The sequence below is a fragment of the Citrobacter sp. CK189 genome (assembly GCF_030333505.1).
Taxonomy (GTDB): Bacteria; Pseudomonadota; Gammaproteobacteria; order Enterobacterales; family Enterobacteriaceae; genus Citrobacter_B; species Citrobacter_B koseri.
This window is the reverse complement of record NZ_JAOWFV010000035.1, coordinates 361,030-377,923: the sequence shown is the minus strand read 5'-3', so window position 1 is coordinate 377,923 and position 16,894 is coordinate 361,030. Positions and strand designations below refer to the sequence as shown.

The following is a 16,894-nucleotide window of genomic DNA, read 5'->3' as shown; positions in this document are numbered from 1 at the left end:
TGCTTCATTAAGCATTTTTACCCTTCGATGCAGACGCTGACACTCTGTTCTGATAAATCTCATGGATGATTCGTTTATACTTGGTTAACCCAAATCTGATTATGATTTTCACATTGTTCCAGCAGAACATGTGCCTTTACGGTCGTATATGCCATATAATTTAACCATGAGGGATGCTTTGTGGCGTTTCATGGTGAACAGGAGATTTATAGATGATTAAACGTGTGCTGATCGTTTCACTGATGGGCTTATCTTTAGCGGGTTGTGTGAATAACGATAGCCTTTCCGGTGATGTCTATACCGCGTCCGAGGCGAAACAAGTGCAGAATGTCACATACGGCACTGTCGTTAACGTTCGTCCGGTGCAAATCCAGGGCGGTGATGACTCCAACGTGATCGGCGCTATCGGTGGTGCAGTGCTCGGTGGTTTCCTCGGTAATACCATCGGTGGCGGGACGGGTCGTTCACTGGCGACGGCCGCTGGCGCAGTCGCAGGCGGCGTAGCGGGACAAGGCGTCCAGGGCGCGATGAACAAAACTCAGGGTGTGGAACTGGAAATCCGTAAGGATGACGGCAACACCATCATGGTGGTACAGAAACAGGGCGATACCCGTTTCTCCGCAGGTCAGCGTGTTGTTCTGGCCAGCAACGGCAGCCAGGTTACTGTTTCTCCGCGCTAATCCAACAGACGTGTGGTCAGCCTCTGGCCACACGCCTTTCTTCTGCTCTTAGTTCTGAGACTGCAACTCAATAATATTGTGCTCAAGTTTCGCAATCAGCTTAATTAACAGCTCAAGTTCCTGCGGCGAAATCCCTTCCAGAATCTCTCCACGCGTTTTATTGATCACGGCTTCCATCTCTGTGATGAGCGGTTCCGCCTTCTCCGTCAGCTTAATTCGCTTGGCGCGACGATCGCTGGCGCAGGTTTGTCGTGAGATAAGCCCTTTGTCTTCAAGCTGATCCAGCGTACGCACCAGAGACGGTTGTTCAATGCCAATCGCTTTGGCTAACTGTATTTGCGACTGATCTGGCGGAAGTTGGTGAATATTATGCAGCGTTACCCAGTGTGTCTGCGTCAACTCCAGAGGTTTCAGGCGATGGTCAATCAGAGCACGCCAAATGCGCACCAACCGTGCCAGATCAGAACCTAGTGGCGATTCCAATTTCATCTCCTTATAATTAGCTTGCTAAGATATTATACTGATTTTAGAATAGTGTGCAGCATTTATATGCTCAAAACAAATGTATTGCTAAATTTGCTTACAGGTAGACATTTTTTCAGACATTATGCGGAAAAGACGTGCTGTACCTCGGTTTTTACTAAACCTATAGCAACGCTGTTTAACGCAAAGGATTCTTGCTTGTGACGTTTATACCCACTGCAACAGGATTGCCCCTACAAGATCTGGTGATCGGCGCATCTGTCTATTTCCCTCCGCTTTTCAAAGCATTCGCGCTTGGATTTGTTATCTGGCTGCTGGCGCATCGCCTGCTACGCGACTGGATTTACTCGGGTGAAATCTGGCATCCCCTGCTGATGGATCTGTCGATATTTGCACTTTGCGTGTGCCTGAGCCTTATTTTGCTGATTGCGTGGTGATTATGTCGCTTAAAACAATGAAATACTTTTCAACGATTGTGGTTGCGGCCATCGCGGTTCTGGCCGGTTGGTGGCTATGGAATTACTACATGCAATCTCCGTGGACGCGCGACGGTAAAGTACGGGCGGAACAGGTGAGCATTACGCCTCAGGTCTCCGGCAGCATCACCGAACTCAATATAAAAGATAACCAGTTCGTGAATGCAGGCGATCTGCTCTTTTCTATCGATAAGACCCCTTTTCACATCGCTGAGCTTAATGCGCAGGCAGAACTGGCTAAAGCCCGCTCCGATTTAGCGAAAGCCAATAATGAAGCCAACCGTCGTCGCCATTTATCACAAAATTACATCTCTGCCGAAGATATGGACACCGCAAACCTGAACGTTAAAGCGATGCAGGCCAGCGTCGAAGCGGCGGAAGCGTCATTAAAACAGGCGCAATGGCAATTAGCCCAGACCGACGTTCGCGCGCCGGTCGCGGGCTGGGTGACAAACCTCTCAACGCGCACGGGGGATTACGCCTCCACCGGCCAACCGCTGTTTGCGCTGGTCGACAGCCACTCGTTCTACGTCATGGGATATTTCGAAGAGACGAAACTGCGCCATATTCGCGAAGGCGCTCCGGCGCAGATCACCCTCTACAGCGGCAACGTAAAGTTACAGGGTCACGTCGCCAGTATTGGCCGGGCGATTTATGATCAAAGCGTGGAGAGCGATTCCGGCCTGGTCCCTGACATTAAACCTAACGTTCCCTGGGTTCGTCTGGCGCAGCGCGTACCGGTGCGTATCGAATTTGATGCGTTACCCCATGATGTCACGCTGGTTTCGGGCACAACATGCAGCGTGGCTATCGGTCAGCGCTAATGAAGCTCCCTCACCTGACCTGGCGCGATACGCCCTGGTTCAAAGCAACCTCTGGGCAATGGCGCTATGCATTGCGCAATACCCTCGCCATGTGCCTGGCGCTGACGTTCGCCTACTACATCAACCTGGATGAGCCATACTGGGCGATGACCTCTGCCGCCGTGGTAAGTTTTCCGACGGTAGGCGGCGTGATCAGTAAAAGTCTGGGGCGTATTGCCGGGAGTTTACTTGGCGCCACCGCCGCGCTCATCATCGCAGGTCACACGCTAAACGAACCCTGGCTCTTTTTATTAAGCATGGCGGCCTGGATTGGCTTTTGCACCTGGGCCTGCGCCCATTTCACCAATAACGTCGCCTACGCCTTCCAGCTGGCGGGTTACACGGCCGCCATCATTGCCTTTCCCATGGTCAACATCATCGAGGTCACACAGTTGTGGGATATCGCCCAGGCCAGGGTCTGCGAGGTGATCGTCGGTATTCTTTGCGGCGGCATGATGATGATGATCCTGCCCAGCACCTCTGACGGCACGGCGCTGTTGACCGCGCTGAAAAATATGCACGCACGGTTGCTGGAGCACGCCAGCCTGCTCTGGCAGCCGGAAACCACCGATGCGATACGTTCTGCCCATGAAGGGGTTATCGGCCAAATTCTGACGATGAACCTGCTGCGCATTCAGGCATTCTGGAGTCACTACCGTTTTCGTCGCCAGAACGCGCTGCTTAACGCTCTGCTGCATCAGCAGCTTCGCCTGACCAGCGTCATTTCCAGCCTCCGCAGGATGTTGCTGAACTGGCCCAACCCGCCGGAGCAGACCCGCGATGTGATTGAACAACTGTTGGCCGCGCTGGCTAATCCGCGTACCGACAGTTATACCGTCGCGCGCATTATTGCCCCGCTACATCCGAAAAACCGACAGGATTACCGCCACGTCGCCTTCTGGCAGCGATTGCGCTATTTCTGCCAGCTCTACTTACACAACAGCCATCAGCTACGGTTGCTGGAAAACGGCGCCGCAGTCGATGAGATCAAAGTAACGCACAGCCCCGGTCTGGCCCGCCATACGGACAACGCCGAAGCGATATGGAGCGGATTGCGCACATTTACCACCCTCATGGTGATTGGCGCGTGGAGTATCGGTTCACAATGGGAATCCGGTTCAGGGGCATTAACGCTGGCGGCCATCAGTTGCGTGCTCTATTCCGCCGTCGCCACGCCGTTTAAATCACTCTCTTTATTGATGCGCACGCTGATTCTGCTCTCGTTATTCAGCTTCGTCGTCAAATTCGGTTTGATGGTGCAGATAACCGATCTCTGGCAGTTTTTGCTGTTTCTGTTTCCTTTGCTGGCCACGATGCAACTGCTGAAGCTGCAAATGCCGAAACTCGCCGGACTTTGGGGGCAGTTGATCGTTTTTATGGGATCGTTTATCGCCGTCACCAATCCCCCCGTGTATGACTTTGCTGATTTTCTTAATGACAATACGGCTAAAATTGCCGGGGTCGCGCTATCGTGGCTGGCGTTTGCGATCCTGCGTCCGGGTTCGGATGCCCGCAAAAGCCGTCGCCATATCCGCGCATTGCGCAGAGATTTTGTCGATCAGCTCAGTCGTCATCCATCACACAGCGAGAATGAGTTTGAATCGCTGACCTATCATCACGTCAATCAACTCAGCAATAGCCAGGATGCGCTGGCGCGACGCTGGCTGTTACGCTGGGGAGTGGTACTGCTGAATTGTTCACATGTGGTGTGGCAACTGCGTGCCTGGGAAACCCGCTCCGACCCGCTTTCGCGCGTCCGGGATATCTGTATTGCCTTGTTGCGCGACGTGATGAGTGAGCGCGGCGTACAGCAACGACCGCTGGCGGCCACGCTCCAGGAGCTACAGCGTATTTGCAACACGCTGTCGCATCATCATCAACCAGCAGCTCAGGAACTGGCGGCGCTCATCTGGCGATTACACTGCTCGCTGTCACAGCTTGAGCAAGCGCCGCCGCAGGGTTCACTGACGTCCTGACTATTTGATGACGCCGCAGGCGTAACGCTCGCCACCACCGCCAAGCGGTTTCGGCTGATCGGACATGTTATCGCCGCCGACGTGGATCATCAGCGCTTTATCTTTGATTTCATCAAGAGATTTCAGGCGCGGCGCAGTAACAGGCGTGGTGGCTATCCCGTCATTATTGACCACCAGCACGGGAAGATCGCCCATATGTCCGGCGCCTTCCGGCCCCTCGTGCTTCCCGGTATTGTGCGGGTCGAAATGCCCGCCCGCAGCCTCTGCCGCCGAGGCTTTACCCTCTTTAATCGCAGGCTGGCAACTGCCGTTAGCATGGATATGAAAACCATGTTCGCCCGGCGGCAGCGCTTTCAGATCGGGAGTAAACTCCAGCCCTTTATCCGTTTCGGCAATGGTTATGCTGCCAATCGACTGCCCGACGCCTTGCGAAGTCACCAGATTCATCGTCACTTCTTCACTGGCGGCCTGTGCACCCGCACAGGCCAGCAGGGTTAGCATTGCCAGACTCAAACGCTTCATAAGACCTCCGTCAAATGTGTTTACCCGGTTAAGTGTAAACCAGTGACACAATTTTGAACGGAAAGCCGAAAACGGAGCATTACGGCACGTCGTAACCTAACGCCGCTTTGCGGATACGGAACCATTGCTGACGCGACATCGTCAGAGACTCCGCCTCAATCGCTGCGCGTACGCGCTCAATTTTACCGGAGCCGATAATCGGCAACGGCTGAGACGGCAGGCGTAAAATCCACGCATATACCACCTGCTCAATCGTGGTCGCGTTCAGCTCTTCCGCAATCGCGGCGAGTTCGTTGCGCAGCGGCGCGAATTCATCATCATTAAACAGACGACCGCCGCCAAGACAGGACCACGCCATCGGTCGAATACGCAGTTGCTGTAGCTGATCCAGCGTGCCGTCCAGTAGCAGCGGCTGATGAACCGGTGAAATCTCAACCTGGTTCGTGGCAAGGGTAAACGGCAGACGCGATTGCAGTAGCGTAAACTGGGCCGGGGTAAAGTTAGAGACGCCAAAATGGCGCACTTTTCCGCTCTGGTGGAGATGCTGGAATGCTTCCGCGACGTCGTCCGCATCCATTAGCGGGTCGGGACGATGGATGAGCAGCAGATCAAGACGGTCGGTCGCCAGATTTTTCAGGGACTGCTCAGCGCTGGCGACAATGTGGTCGCGGTCAGTGATGTAATGGCCGAGTACATTTTCAGCCCGGGCGGTCGTGGCGATACCACACTTCGTTACGATCTGCATCAGCTCACGCAGGTGCGGCGCCAGTTTCAACGCTTCGCCAAACGCGGCCTCACATTGATAACCGCCGTAGATATCCGCATGGTCAACGGTCGTGACGCCCAGATCAAGATGCTCTTCAATAAAGCTGACCAGCTGACGCGCAGACATATTCCAGTCCATCAGACGCCAGTAACCCATCACGAAGCGCGAAAATTCCGGGCCTTGCGGGGCAATAGTGATACGCTGAACCATAACCGCTTCCTCATATATAGATGTTTAGCGAGTATACGCAATTACGGTTTCAAAAGAGTGAGGGTTGTTGAGGTTCTTCCTGCGGGTTCGGTTTGTTTGCGCGTAATTTGCGCATAAGACGCTGACGACAAAGCCGCAACACGTTCTGCTTCTCGGCGTCGCTCATTTTTTGCCAGTTGAAACGCTCATCCCGACTGCGCAGACAGCCGCGACAAAATCCGCGCTCATCCGACTGACAGATCCCCCGGCACGGGCTTGGGACGGGAAAAAACTCTAACTGCTCGGCCACACTCTCTCCTCAACGAAAGCACTTATGCTTATTGAAGACGCTAACTGGCTTTCTGGCAACCTGACTTGCATTAGACCGATTGGTCTATTACACTCTGCGGCATGAACAAACAGACTGAACATGATACCCGCGAACATCTTCTGGCTACCGGCGAGCAGCTTTGTATGCAGCGTGGCTTCACCGGAATGGGATTGAGCGAGCTGCTCAAAACCGCCGAAGTGCCGAAGGGGTCGTTTTATCACTATTTTCGTTCCAAAGAAGCGTTTGGCGTCGCCATGCTGGAACGGCATTACGCCGGATATCATCAGCGGCTGGCAACGCATTTTGACGCCGGTGCGGGCAACTACCGTGACCGCATTCTGGCTTACTATCAGGAAACCCTGAATCAGTTTTGCCAGCAAGGCACTATCAGCGGCTGTTTGACCGTAAAGCTGTCCGCCGAAGTGTGCGATCTCTCAGAAGATATGCGCACTGCGATGGACAAAGGCGCGCGGCATATTATTACGCTGTTAGCGCAAGCGCTGGAAAAAGGACGCGAAGCCCGCTGTCTCTCTTTTGCTGGCGAGCCGCTGCAACAGGCGCAGATCCTGTATGCGCTGTGGTTAGGCGCGAATCTGCACGCCAAAATTTCTCGCAGTGCCGCCCCGCTTGAAAGCGCGCTGGCACATGTAAAAACGATTATCGCAACGCCTGCGGCTTAACGGGCGTTTTTATTTTCCTTATCACTAGACGACCGGTCTACTTATACCAGGAGCCATTATGTCATCTGAGAAACTGTTTACCCCGCTGAAAGTGGGCGCAATTACGGCAGCAAACCGTGTGTTCATGGCCCCTCTGACGCGTTTGCGCAGCATTGAACCGGGCGACATTCCCACCCCGTTAATGGCCGAGTATTATCGTCAACGCGCCAGCGCCGGGCTAATCATCAGTGAAGCGACGCAGATCTCCGCACAGGCGAAAGGCTATGCGGGCGCGCCGGGTCTGCACAGCGCGGAACAGATCGAGGCATGGAAAAAAATTACCGCTGGCGTTCATGCCGAACAGGGGCACATTGCTGTTCAACTCTGGCATACCGGTCGAATCTCTCATTCCAGCCTGCAACCCGGCGGCCAGCCCCCTGTCTCCGCGTCTGCGATCGGCGCTGGCACCCGTACCTCGCTGCGCGATGAAAACGGTCAGGCCATTCGTGTCGATACCTCAATGCCGCGTGCGCTGGAAACCGACGAGATCCCAGGCATCGTCAACGATTTCCGTCAGGCTATCGCCAATGCGCGTGAAGCCGGTTTCGACCTGGTAGAACTGCATTCCGCCCACGGCTATCTGCTGCACCAGTTCCTTTCCCCGACGTCAAACCATCGTACTGATCAGTACGGCGGCAGCGTTGAGAACCGCGCGCGTCTGGTGCTGGAAGTCGTCGATGCCGGTATTCAGGAATGGGGGGCAGATCGAATTGGTATTCGTGTTTCCCCTATCGGCACATTCCAGAATGTCGACAATGGCCCGAATGAAGAAGCCGATGCGCTCTATCTGATTGAGGAACTGGGTAAACGCGGCATTGCCTATCTGCACATGTCCGAACCTGACTGGGCTGGCGGCGAACCGTATACTGACGCCTTCCGTGAGAAAGTTCGCGCCCGCTTCCACGGCCCAATCATTGGCGCGGGCGCCTATACGCCGGAAAAAGCGGAAGACCTGCTCAATAAGGGCCTGATCGACGCCGTCGCGTTTGGCCGGGCGTATATTGCTAACCCGGACCTGGTGGCTCGTCTGCAACGCAAAGCAGAACTGAACCCACAACGCGCAGAAAGCTTCTACGGCGGCGGCGCGGAAGGTTACACAGACTATCCTACCCTGTAATCCTGCGTTGGTAGCGGCGTAAAAACGCCGCTATACTAGAACAACATTTTGAATGTATTGACCATTCAGCACTTTTGAGGGGAAAAAGATGCGTTTACTTCATACCATGCTGCGTGTTGGCGACTTGCAGCGTTCCATCGAATTCTACACCAACGTACTGGGCATGAAGCTGCTGCGCACCAGCGAAAACCCGGAATACAAATACTCTCTGGCATTCGTGGGTTACGGCCCGGAAAGCGAAGAAGCGGTGATCGAGTTAACTTACAACTGGGGCGTTGATAAGTACGAGCTGGGTACGGCCTATGGCCATATCGCCCTGAGCGTCGACAATGCTGCCGAAGCCTGCGAGCGCATTCGCCAGAACGGCGGTAACGTCACGCGTGAAGCGGGTCCGGTAAAAGGCGGCTCCACCGTCATCGCGTTTGTTGAAGATCCTGATGGCTACAAAATTGAGCTGATTGAAGCCAAAGACGCCGGTCGCGGTCTGGGCAACTAATCTCCCGCCGGGCGCAGACTCTCTGTGCCCGTTGTTTTACTGCATCTCAGCGTAAAATTTGCCATAATGCGCGCTGCAATTTTCCGTATTAAGAGATCCAGATGTCCGATAACGCTCAACTTTCCGGTCTGTGCGACCGTTTTCGTGGTTTTTATCCTGTCGTCATTGATGTCGAAACGGCGGGATTCAATGCCAAAACCGATGCGCTGCTTGAGGTTGCCGCCATCACGCTGAAAATGGATGAACAAGGCTGGCTGATGCCGGACACGACGCTGCATTTCCATATTGAGCCGTTCGAAGGCGCAAACTTACAGCCTGAAGCGCTTGCCTTTAACGGAATCGATCCTTCTAACCCGCTGCGCGGCGCGGTCAGCGAGTACGATGCGCTGCATGCTATTTTCAAAATGGTGCGCAAGGGAATTAAAGACAGCGGTTGCAATCGTGCGATCATGGTGGCCCATAACGCCACGTTCGATCACAGTTTTATGATGGCCGCCGCTGAGCGCGCTTCGCTGAAACGTAACCCCTTCCACCCCTTCGTGACCTTTGACACTGCGGCCCTGAGCGGCCTGGCGCTGGGACAGACCGTACTGTCAAAAGCGTGTCTGGCGGCGGGAATGGCGTTTGATGGAACGCAGGCGCACTCTGCGCTATACGACACCGAACGAACGGCCGTTCTGTTTTGCGAAATCGTTAACCGCTGGAAGCGTCTTGGCGGCTGGCCGTTGCCGGTACCAGAAGAGGCATAATCGTGTCGGGTGGCGGTGCCCGCGCGTCCTGATAAGCGACGCGCCATCAGGCAACCGCGTTTTCAGCAAAAAAAAGCGACCAGATGGTCGCTTTTTTATTTCAGCTGAATTACTCAGCGTCAGGCTCTTCGGTTTTGTATTTTGCCGCAGTCTCTTTGATCAACTGCTGCAACTCACCGCGCTGGTACATTTCAATTAAGATATCGCAGCCGCCAACCAGCTCACCGTCCACCCACAGTTGCGGGAAGGTCGGCCAGTTTGCATATTTCGGCAGCTCGGCGCGGATGTCCGGGTTTTGCAGAATATCGACATAGGCAAAACGTTCACCACAGGCAGAAAGCGCCTGAACAGCCTGCGCGGAAAAACCACAGCTTGGCAGTTTTGGAGAGCCTTTCATGTACAGGAGAATCGGGTTTTCAGCGATCTGGCGCTGGATTTTTTCGATAGTGGTGCTCATTGTCTTGCTTCCTTAAACTTCTTTACGGCAGTAGTCTGACATTGTAGCGGGTCAGGCTGGCAACGGAAAATAACATTTTCATCACGCTTTACTATTTTATCGTCTGAAGCCTGAAGTTGCATTCTAAATATCTCTTATCCACTTAAACAGTATGGAATTGTTTATCTGTTGACCCGTTTCCGCTTTTGTTGCTGCTTTTTTTTGCACTCAATAACGAAACGCGATTTTAGATGACAAAAGCTATTAACTTCCGGGGATTTTATAGATTAGAATCGATGCGTTTTGTAAATCATACGCAGGCATGAATTCGACCTGCCCTTAACCAGAGGATTGCTCAGTGGCGCGGATAAACCGGATCTCGATCACGCTCTGTGCTTTGCTTTTTACCACGCTCCCTTTTACGTCAATGGCGCATGCCTCCCGGCAAGCCAGGGCGACGCCTGCCGCGCATGTCACGAAAACGGCAGATAAGCAGAAGAACACCGCGACCAGCAAGAAAAAAACGAAGACTGCAAAAAAAGCCGTGAGTAAAACCCAAAGTAAAACGGCCTCCACATCGAAAAAACGCATTGCCTCCCCTGCGAAAACCACCAAAACCGCAAGCCGTCGTAGCAAACCCGCCACCACACAAACCGCCGCCGTAACCTGGACGGAAAAATGTACGCCGCGCAAGGGTCGTAAGCCGCATTGTGTCAAAGTAAAAGGCGCCCCGCTTGCCATTGCCGATGCGCATAAAGCGAAAATGCAGAAAGCCACCAACACGGCGATGAATAAATTAATGAATCAGATTGGCAAACCATATCGTTGGGGCGGAACGTCTCCACGAACCGGTTTTGATTGCAGCGGTCTGGTTTATTACGCGTATAAGGATCTGGTGAAATTCCGCATCCCGCGTACTGCAAATGAAATGTACCATTTGCGCGATGCCGCGCCGATTGAACGTGGCGAACTGAAAAATGGCGATCTCGTGTTCTTCCGTACTCAGGGTCGTGGTACCGCCGATCACGTTGGCGTTTACGTTGGCAACGGCAAATTTATTCAGTCTCCGCGCAGCGGTCAGGAAATACAGATTACCTCTCTTAGCGAAGATTACTGGCAGCGCCATTACGTGGGCGCACGCCGGGTCATGACGCCGAAAACCATTCGATAAAACGTTACCCTGTAGTATGACTACAGGGTAAGTTCTTCTTTTGTATCACCTTTCAATTTGCTACCCTATCCTTACGTACAATAAGGTTATTGTGCGCACCTAATATAAATATAAGGAGAGAAGCAATGTCGTTTGAATTACCTGCATTACCGTATGCCAAAGATGCTCTTGCACCGCACATTTCTGCTGAGACGCTGGAATATCATTACGGCAAACATCATCAGACCTATGTGACCAACCTTAACAACCTGATCAAAGGCACGCCGTTTGAGGGGAAATCACTGGAAGAGATCGTTCGCAGCGCTGAAGGCGGCGTCTTCAATAACGCGGCCCAGGTCTGGAACCACACCTTCTACTGGAACTGCCTGGCGCCTGATGCTGGCGGCGAACCAACGGGTAAACTGGCTGACGCCATTGTCGCGTCCTTCGGCAGCGTTGCCGATTTCAAAGCGCAGTTCACCGACGCCGCAATTAAGAACTTCGGTTCCGGCTGGACCTGGCTGGTGAAAGGGACGGATGGGAAACTGGCTATCGTCTCTACGTCGAATGCCGGTACGCCGCTGACCACCGACGCCACGCCGTTGATGACCGTGGATGTGTGGGAACATGCCTACTATATCGACTACCGCAATGCCCGTCCTGGCTACCTGGAGCACTTCTGGGCGCTGGTAAACTGGGAGTTTGTGGCGAAAAACTTCGCGGCATAAAGAGAATAACGCAGAAGGGAGTCCCTTCTGCGTTTTAATGCTGCGCTTAGTTCGCCACGCAAACGTCTTCAGGCTGTCTGCGCGCAGAGACAAAGACCAGCAACAGCGCAAGCCCTGCCACAATCGCCCCCATCACCGGTACGAAGCTGTAGCCCAAACCACCGGAAATCACTGCGCCCCCCGCCGCTGCGCCAAGCGCATTACCGAGATTAAAGGCACCGATATTGACCGATGAAGAGAGGCCTGGCGCTTCGCTGGCAACCCGCATAACGCGCATTTGTAAAGGCGGAACCACCGCGAATGTCGCCGCCCCCCATACCACCATGCTGATAGCGGCGCCCACTTCATTGCGCGCCAGGAACGGGATCGCCAGCATAATCACCATCAGCAGCAGCAAAAATCCTTTCAGGGTGCCGTTAACCGAACGATCCGCCAGTTTTCCCCCCAGGTAGTTGCCGATAGAAAAGCCAACGCCAATCAGTACCAGCATACCGGTAACGAAAGCAGGCGTTGCATGCGTAATGCTGTGCAGCACCGGGGCGATATAGGTATAGAGCGTAAACATCGCGCCTGCGCCCAGAACGGTGGTCAGTAATGCCGATAACACCTGTGGTCGCAACAGCACCGCCAACTCTTTGCGCACCTCAGGGCGCTCTCCCGCACCGCCTTTCGGCAACGAGAAAAAGAGGCTAATCATTGAAATTACGCCCAGCCCTGCCGTCGCCATGAAGGACATACGCCAGCCAATGGTTTCCCCCAGCCAGGTCGCCGCAGGAACACCGCCAATATTAGCGATCGTCAGCCCCATAAACATGGTGGCGACCGCGCTGGCCTGTTTATGTTTGGGGACGACGCTGGCCGCCACCACCGACCCCAGACCGAAGAAAGCGCCGTGATTCAGGCTGGTCAGAATCCGCGACAGCATCAACGTAGTGTAATCCGGCGAGATGGCCGACAGCACATTTCCGAGAGTAAAAATCGCCATCAAAAAAATAAGCGCATTACGACGTGCGCGATGGGAAAGCAGCAGCGTCATCAACGGCGCGCCGACCATCACACCAACGGCATACGCGCTGATTAGCATTCCGGCCGCAGGAATCGAGACATCCACGCCGCGAGCGATAACGGGCAACAAGCCCATAGGAGAGAACTCGGTGGTTCCAATACCAAATGCGCCAATTGCCAGCGCCAGTAAGGGATAATTTATTTTCATACATCGACTCCGCAGCTTCGTGCCGTCACGGGGCACGCAAAAGAGTCAAAAGCATGACATCAATCACAAAACTAATAAAGTAAGCAAAATAGCAAAAGACTTTTACGATTTGGTTAAAAATGAGGAAGAAGAGAGAGGAAAGACAGAGGGAGAATGCTCTCCCTCAGAGGTAAATCAGTTCAGTGCGGCAGTCAGACCGCCTGCGACAATCAGGCCCAGCACAATAATGGTGGTCACTAACGAAAATTTCAGATCGGTGCTCATCAAGTTTTCTCCTTTTTATTCCCACACAAAAAGTGATATTGCGCATTTTTACACACTTGAATGCAAAAATCTCCCATGATTTATATTGATAAGCGCTTTTAACTCTTCCCCTTTTCGTCAAGATCAGACAAAATTCCACGCTTACTTGATTAGCGTACCGGCCATTGCCCCCTTCCTGATGTTCCGTGTCGTTTTCCCGGCGTGCCGCAACCCTGACGTTGCGATCAAGGTGTGTAAAGGCAAACGTTTACTTACAGTATTTTCAGGAGTTCAGGATATGGTCTGGAGTGAGATGTAATGGCAACAATTAAAGATGTGGCGAAGCGAGCAAACGTTTCCACTACAACCGTATCACACGTAATTAACAAAACGCGCTTCGTTGCGGAAGAGACGCGCAACGCGGTATGGGCAGCCATTAAAGAGTTGCACTACTCTCCCAGCGCGGTTGCCCGCAGCCTGAAGGTTAACCACACCAAATCGATTGGTTTGCTGGCGACCAGCAGCGAAGCCGCCTATTTTGCTGAAATTATCGAAGCCGTTGAAAAGAACTGCTTCCAGAAAGGATATACGCTGATTCTGGGCAACGCCTGGAACAACCTGGAAAAACAGCGCGCGTACCTCTCTATGATGGCGCAAAAGCGCGTGGATGGCCTGCTGGTCATGTGTTCCGAATACCCTGAGTCCCTGCTCTCTATGCTTGAAGAGTATCGCCATATCCCGATGGTGGTGATGGACTGGGGCGAAGCCAAAGCGGACTTTACCGACACGGTCATTGATAACGCCTTTGCAGGCGGCTATATGGCCGGTCGTTATCTGGTTGAACGCGGCCACCGTGAAATTGGCGTGATTCCCGGCCCGATGGAACGCAACACCGGCGCAGGTCGTCTGGCTGGCTTTATGAAAGCGATGGAAGAAGCGTTGATAAACGTGCCGGAAAACTGGATCGTTCAGGGTGATTTCGAGCCGGAATCAGGCTACCGCGCGATGCAGCAAATGATCTCCCAGTCTCACCGCCCGACGGCCGTATTCTGCGGTGGCGACATTATGGCGATGGGCGCGTTGTGCGCCGCTGACGAGATGGGGCTGCGCGTACCGCAGGATATCTCGGTCATCGGCTACGACAACGTGCGCAACGCGCGTTACTTTACGCCTGCGCTGACGACGATTCACCAGCCGAAAGATTCTCTGGGTGAAACGGCCTTCAATATGCTGCTTGACCGTATCGTCAATAAACGCGAAGAGTCGCAGTCCATTGAGGTGCATCCGCGTCTGATTGAGCGGCGCTCTGTCGCCGATGGCCCGTTCCGCGACTATCGCCGTTAATCCCCTTCTGCGGGAGCCTCTTCCGGCTCCCGTAACCACTCTTTATTCAGCGTTTCGCTGTCGCCCAGATAGTCCAGTAGCCAGGCCAGCGCGGGCGACGTGTCGTTCTGCTGCCACGTCAGACAGCACGCCGCATCAGGAAACGGATTCTCAAGCTGTAGCGCCACCCATTTCCCGCTGTCGATCCACGGCTTAGCAAAGTGGGTCGGCACCATTCCCACACACAGTCCCGCGGAAAGGCAGGTCGCTGAAGATTCCCAGTCCGGCACCACCACGCGTTTTTGGTTATCCAGCAGCCAGGTGATGCGCTTCGGAAGCGTACGCGAGGTATCCTCCCGGACCAGCGACGGCCAGTTGCGCAACGTGTCGTCACTGAGCGGGCCAGCCATTGACGCCAGCGGATGATGGCGGGCGACCACGCAGCTCCAGCTCAGCATCCCCATATCGCGAAAGGTGTAGCGTCCTCCAACCGGAATGGCCTGCGTCGCGCCGATAGCCAGCTCCACGCGACCGTCCGACAGCGCATCCCAGACGCCGTTAAATACTTCCTGAAAGACCAGCAATTCCACATCATCAAAATGACGATAAAAATCAACAATCATCTGCCGGGTGCGCTCCGGTTTAACAATATTGTCGACCGCAATCGCCAGTTGCCCCCGCCAGCCGTTGGCTATCTGCTGGCACTGCTGCCGGGTGATCTGCATTTTTTTGATAACAGAGCGCCCTTCCTTTAAAAACCATGCCCCGGCGGGGGTCAGTTCAACGTCCCGATGGCGTCGTTCGAAAAGCGGCACCGCCAGCCACTCTTCCAGTTGACGGACGGTGTAGCTCACCGCAGAAGGCACGCGGTGCAACTCCTGCGCCGCAGAACTAAAGCTGCCATTACGGGCAACGGCATCAACCACTTCGAGTGAATATTCTGACCACATATTCTGCCTGCAAAAATTTTGAATCCAGTAGCCAAATATTAGCGTTTCACAAGCAGAATTTCACTCCCTACACTCAGCGGCAATGTCTTACTTCTGGAAAAGAGAAACAATTATGCAACCCGGAAAAGGTTTTTTAGTCTGGCTGGCGGGTCTCAGCGTGCTGGGCTTTCTGGCAACAGATATGTATCTGCCTGCGTTCGCGGCAATTCAGGCCGACCTGCAAACACCGGCGGCGGCTGTCAGCGCCAGCCTCAGTCTGTTCCTGGCCGGTTTCGCCGTCGCGCAACTGCTGTGGGGGCCGCTGTCAGATCGTTACGGGCGTAAACCCATTTTGCTGCTGGGTCTCTCCATCTTTGCGCTGGGCAGTCTGGGGATGATGTGGGTCGAAAGCGCTACCGGACTACTGGTACTGCGTTTTATTCAGGCGGTGGGAGTTTGTGCCGCTACGGTGATCTGGCAGGCGCTGGTGACGGATTATTATCCAACGCAAAAAATTAATCGCATCTTCGCCACCATTATGCCGCTGGTCGGTTTATCGCCCGCCCTTGCGCCTTTACTCGGCAGTTGGATCCTGACGCATTTTTCCTGGCAGGCCATTTTTGCCACGCTGTTCATCATTACGCTGATATTGATGCTGCCCGCCTTACGCTTAAAGCCAACAACAAAAGCACATGACCACAGCCAGGAAAAACTGACCTTCGCCAACCTGCTACGTTCACAAACTTATCGCGGCAACGTCCTGATTTACGCCGCCTGCTCCGCCAGCTTTTTTGCCTGGCTGACGGGTTCCCCGTTTATCCTCAGCGAAATGGGCTATAGCCCGGCGGTGATTGGCCTGAGCTATGTACCGCAGACCATCGCGTTCCTGGTGGGCGGTTACGGTTGCCGCGCGGCGCTGCAAAAATGGCAGGGCCAACAGCTGTTGCCCTGGTTACTGGTTCTCTATGCGCTGAGCGTGGTCGCCACTTGGGGCGCCAGCTTCATCAGCCATGTTTCGCTGACGGAGATCCTGATTCCATTCTGTGTGATGGCTATCGCGAACGGCGCGATCTACCCTATCGTGGTCGCCCAGGCGCTGCGCCCCTTCCCGCAAGCGACCGGACGCGCAGCAGCCTTACAGAACACGCTGCAACTGGGTCTGTGTTTCCTGGCAAGCCTGGTCGTTTCGTGGCTGATCAGCACGCCGCTGCTTACCACCACCAGCGTAATGCTGTCGACGGTGGCTCTGGCGGCGCTGGGATACTGGCTGCAACTTCAGGCGCAGGAACCGGCCGCGCGCGCAGCAAACACCGAAGTTGCGCACAGCGAATCTCACTAAAAATGTTCAACAACAGGTAATTAGCTCGCTAACAATTTTCGGTTGTATCATCGAATTTTGAGGCCTATACTAAATTTCGGTTGTTAATATTACGATAATTATTATGCGTTAACGGGAACCGGAGCGTTCCCGTTTCACCACGGATGGCCTTTTCGGTAAGGGTTCC

Annotated in this window: 19 protein-coding genes and 1 pseudogene; 12 read left to right on the top strand and 8 right to left on the bottom strand. The window is 54.0% G+C overall.

Annotated features, from left to right (window positions below; genetic code table 11):
• The first annotated feature begins 212 nt into the window (after nt 1-212).
• The gene (gene slyB, locus OGV83_RS06170; protein WP_012132525.1) at nt 213-680 is read left to right on the top strand and encodes an outer membrane lipoprotein SlyB; all 468 of its coding nucleotides are present in this window, start codon (nt 213-215) and stop codon (nt 678-680) included.
• Between the two features lie 48 nt (nt 681-728).
• On the opposite strand, the gene slyA is transcribed toward slyB, so the two are convergent.
• Entirely contained in the window at nt 729-1,169 is a 441-nt protein-coding gene (slyA, locus tag OGV83_RS06165) for a transcriptional regulator SlyA (RefSeq protein ID WP_012132526.1), read from the bottom strand.
• A 194-nt stretch (nt 1,170-1,363) separates the two neighbouring features.
• On the opposite strand from slyA, the gene OGV83_RS06160 reads away from it, so the two are divergent.
• The 3 genes and pseudogenes from OGV83_RS06160 (at nt 1,364) to OGV83_RS06150 (ending at nt 4,503) form a co-directional block, all read left to right on the top strand.
• The gene (locus OGV83_RS06160; RefSeq protein WP_012132527.1) at nt 1,364-1,600 is read left to right on the top strand and encodes a DUF1656 domain-containing protein; all 237 of its coding nucleotides are present in this window, start codon (nt 1,364-1,366) and stop codon (nt 1,598-1,600) included.
• A 2-nt stretch (nt 1,601-1,602) separates the two neighbouring features.
• Nucleotides 1,603-2,463 (top strand): efflux RND transporter periplasmic adaptor subunit, encoded by an 861-nt coding sequence (locus OGV83_RS06155; RefSeq protein WP_112002410.1) that lies wholly within the window; start codon nt 1,603-1,605, stop codon nt 2,461-2,463.
• A pseudogene (locus OGV83_RS06150) lies at nt 2,463-4,503 on the top strand (FUSC family protein). Before OGV83_RS06155 ends, OGV83_RS06150 begins: the two are co-directional and overlap by 1 nt.
• Here OGV83_RS06150 and sodC read toward each other — a convergent pair.
• From sodC to OGV83_RS06135, 3 genes are all read right to left on the bottom strand, one after another.
• Complete coding sequence (gene sodC / locus OGV83_RS06145; RefSeq protein ID WP_071258163.1) at nt 4,479-5,000, bottom strand: superoxide dismutase [Cu-Zn] SodC; 522 nt, start codon at nt 4,998-5,000, stop codon at nt 4,479-4,481. The pseudogene OGV83_RS06150 and the gene sodC sit on opposite strands and share 25 nt — an antisense overlap.
• A 79-nt stretch (nt 5,001-5,079) precedes the next feature.
• Nucleotides 5,080-5,976, bottom strand: coding sequence for an aldo/keto reductase (locus OGV83_RS06140; RefSeq protein ID WP_286463282.1), 897 nt, complete (start codon nt 5,974-5,976; stop codon nt 5,080-5,082).
• Between the two features lie 49 nt (nt 5,977-6,025).
• Nucleotides 6,026-6,265: a DUF1289 domain-containing protein gene (locus tag OGV83_RS06135; RefSeq protein WP_047457260.1), complete on the bottom strand. Its 240-nt coding sequence runs from the start codon at nt 6,263-6,265 to the stop codon at nt 6,026-6,028.
• A gap of 101 nt (nt 6,266-6,366) precedes the next feature.
• Between OGV83_RS06135 and OGV83_RS06130 the strand changes: the two genes are divergently transcribed.
• The 4 genes from OGV83_RS06130 to rnt all read left to right on the top strand — a co-directional run bounded on the left by OGV83_RS06130 (nt 6,367) and on the right by rnt (nt 9,367).
• Nucleotides 6,367-6,966, top strand: coding sequence for a TetR/AcrR family transcriptional regulator (locus OGV83_RS06130; protein WP_047457263.1), 600 nt, complete (start codon nt 6,367-6,369; stop codon nt 6,964-6,966).
• Nucleotides 6,967-7,024: 58 nt separating this feature from the next.
• Nucleotides 7,025-8,122, top strand: coding sequence for an alkene reductase (locus tag OGV83_RS06125; RefSeq protein ID WP_049008642.1), 1,098 nt, complete (start codon nt 7,025-7,027; stop codon nt 8,120-8,122).
• Between the two features lie 88 nt (nt 8,123-8,210).
• Nucleotides 8,211-8,618, top strand: a complete 408-nt coding sequence (gene gloA / locus OGV83_RS06120; RefSeq protein ID WP_024130371.1) for a lactoylglutathione lyase — start codon at nt 8,211-8,213, stop codon at nt 8,616-8,618.
• 101 nt (nt 8,619-8,719) lie between these two features.
• Nucleotides 8,720-9,367, top strand: a complete 648-nt coding sequence (gene rnt, locus OGV83_RS06115; RefSeq protein WP_286463281.1) for a ribonuclease T — start codon at nt 8,720-8,722, stop codon at nt 9,365-9,367.
• A gap of 109 nt (nt 9,368-9,476) precedes the next feature.
• On the opposite strand, the gene grxD is transcribed toward rnt, so the two are convergent.
• Nucleotides 9,477-9,824, bottom strand: coding sequence for a monothiol glutaredoxin 4 (gene grxD, locus OGV83_RS06110; protein ID WP_003832760.1), 348 nt, complete (start codon nt 9,822-9,824; stop codon nt 9,477-9,479).
• A gap of 337 nt (nt 9,825-10,161) precedes the next feature.
• Here grxD and OGV83_RS06105 point away from each other — a divergent pair, with 337 nt between their 5' ends.
• Both OGV83_RS06105 and sodB read left to right on the top strand, forming a co-directional pair.
• Entirely contained in the window at nt 10,162-10,974 is an 813-nt protein-coding gene (locus tag OGV83_RS06105) for a C40 family peptidase (RefSeq protein WP_049008644.1), read from the top strand.
• Nucleotides 10,975-11,099: 125 nt separating this feature from the next.
• Nucleotides 11,100-11,681, top strand: coding sequence for a superoxide dismutase [Fe] (gene sodB / locus OGV83_RS06100; RefSeq protein WP_047457276.1), 582 nt, complete (start codon nt 11,100-11,102; stop codon nt 11,679-11,681).
• A gap of 46 nt (nt 11,682-11,727) precedes the next feature.
• Here the strand turns inward: sodB and OGV83_RS06095 are convergent, their stop codons facing one another.
• Both OGV83_RS06095 and cydH read right to left on the bottom strand, forming a co-directional pair.
• Complete coding sequence (locus tag OGV83_RS06095) at nt 11,728-12,894, bottom strand: MFS transporter (RefSeq protein WP_012132541.1); 1,167 nt, start codon at nt 12,892-12,894, stop codon at nt 11,728-11,730.
• A 174-nt stretch (nt 12,895-13,068) separates the two neighbouring features.
• Nucleotides 13,069-13,158, bottom strand: a complete 90-nt coding sequence (gene cydH, locus OGV83_RS06090; RefSeq protein WP_096753851.1) for a cytochrome bd-I accessory subunit CydH — start codon at nt 13,156-13,158, stop codon at nt 13,069-13,071.
• 297 nt (nt 13,159-13,455) lie between these two features.
• On the opposite strand from cydH, the gene purR reads away from it, so the two are divergent.
• The gene (gene purR, locus OGV83_RS06085; protein ID WP_012132544.1) at nt 13,456-14,481 is read left to right on the top strand and encodes an HTH-type transcriptional repressor PurR; all 1,026 of its coding nucleotides are present in this window, start codon (nt 13,456-13,458) and stop codon (nt 14,479-14,481) included.
• Here the strand turns inward: purR and punR are convergent.
• Nucleotides 14,478-15,410, bottom strand: coding sequence for a DNA-binding transcriptional activator PunR (gene punR, locus OGV83_RS06080; protein WP_012132545.1), 933 nt, complete (start codon nt 15,408-15,410; stop codon nt 14,478-14,480). The genes purR and punR overlap by 4 nt on opposite strands.
• 112 nt (nt 15,411-15,522) lie before the next feature.
• Between punR and punC the strand changes: the two genes are divergently transcribed.
• Complete coding sequence (punC, locus tag OGV83_RS06075) at nt 15,523-16,728, top strand: purine nucleoside transporter PunC (RefSeq protein ID WP_112002407.1); 1,206 nt, start codon at nt 15,523-15,525, stop codon at nt 16,726-16,728.
• The last annotated feature ends 166 nt before the right edge of the window (nt 16,729-16,894 follow it).

What these genes read in the sequence shown, in the direction of transcription:
- slyB (WP_012132525.1), top strand. Translation starts at nt 213, where the DNA reads ATGATTAAACGTGTGCTGATCGTTTCACTGATGGGCTTATCTTTAGCG.
- slyA (WP_012132526.1), bottom strand. Translation starts at nt 1,169, where the DNA reads ATGAAATTGGAATCGCCACTAGGTTCTGATCTGGCACGGTTGGTGCGC.
- OGV83_RS06155 (WP_112002410.1), top strand. Translation starts at nt 1,603, where the DNA reads ATGTCGCTTAAAACAATGAAATACTTTTCAACGATTGTGGTTGCGGCC.
- sodC (WP_071258163.1), bottom strand. Translation starts at nt 5,000, where the DNA reads ATGAAGCGTTTGAGTCTGGCAATGCTAACCCTGCTGGCCTGTGCGGGT.
- OGV83_RS06140 (WP_286463282.1), bottom strand. Translation starts at nt 5,976, where the DNA reads ATGGTTCAGCGTATCACTATTGCCCCGCAAGGCCCGGAATTTTCGCGC.
- OGV83_RS06130 (WP_047457263.1), top strand. Translation starts at nt 6,367, where the DNA reads ATGAACAAACAGACTGAACATGATACCCGCGAACATCTTCTGGCTACC.
- OGV83_RS06125 (WP_049008642.1), top strand. Translation starts at nt 7,025, where the DNA reads ATGTCATCTGAGAAACTGTTTACCCCGCTGAAAGTGGGCGCAATTACG.
- gloA (WP_024130371.1), top strand. Translation starts at nt 8,211, where the DNA reads ATGCGTTTACTTCATACCATGCTGCGTGTTGGCGACTTGCAGCGTTCC.
- rnt (WP_286463281.1), top strand. Translation starts at nt 8,720, where the DNA reads ATGTCCGATAACGCTCAACTTTCCGGTCTGTGCGACCGTTTTCGTGGT.
- grxD (WP_003832760.1), bottom strand. Translation starts at nt 9,824, where the DNA reads ATGAGCACCACTATCGAAAAAATCCAGCGCCAGATCGCTGAAAACCCG.
- sodB (WP_047457276.1), top strand. Translation starts at nt 11,100, where the DNA reads ATGTCGTTTGAATTACCTGCATTACCGTATGCCAAAGATGCTCTTGCA.
- OGV83_RS06095 (WP_012132541.1), bottom strand. Translation starts at nt 12,894, where the DNA reads ATGAAAATAAATTATCCCTTACTGGCGCTGGCAATTGGCGCATTTGGT.
- cydH (WP_096753851.1), bottom strand. Translation starts at nt 13,158, where the DNA reads ATGAGCACCGATCTGAAATTTTCGTTAGTGACCACCATTATTGTGCTG.
- purR (WP_012132544.1), top strand. Translation starts at nt 13,456, where the DNA reads ATGGCAACAATTAAAGATGTGGCGAAGCGAGCAAACGTTTCCACTACA.
- punR (WP_012132545.1), bottom strand. Translation starts at nt 15,410, where the DNA reads ATGTGGTCAGAATATTCACTCGAAGTGGTTGATGCCGTTGCCCGTAAT.
- punC (WP_112002407.1), top strand. Translation starts at nt 15,523, where the DNA reads ATGCAACCCGGAAAAGGTTTTTTAGTCTGGCTGGCGGGTCTCAGCGTG.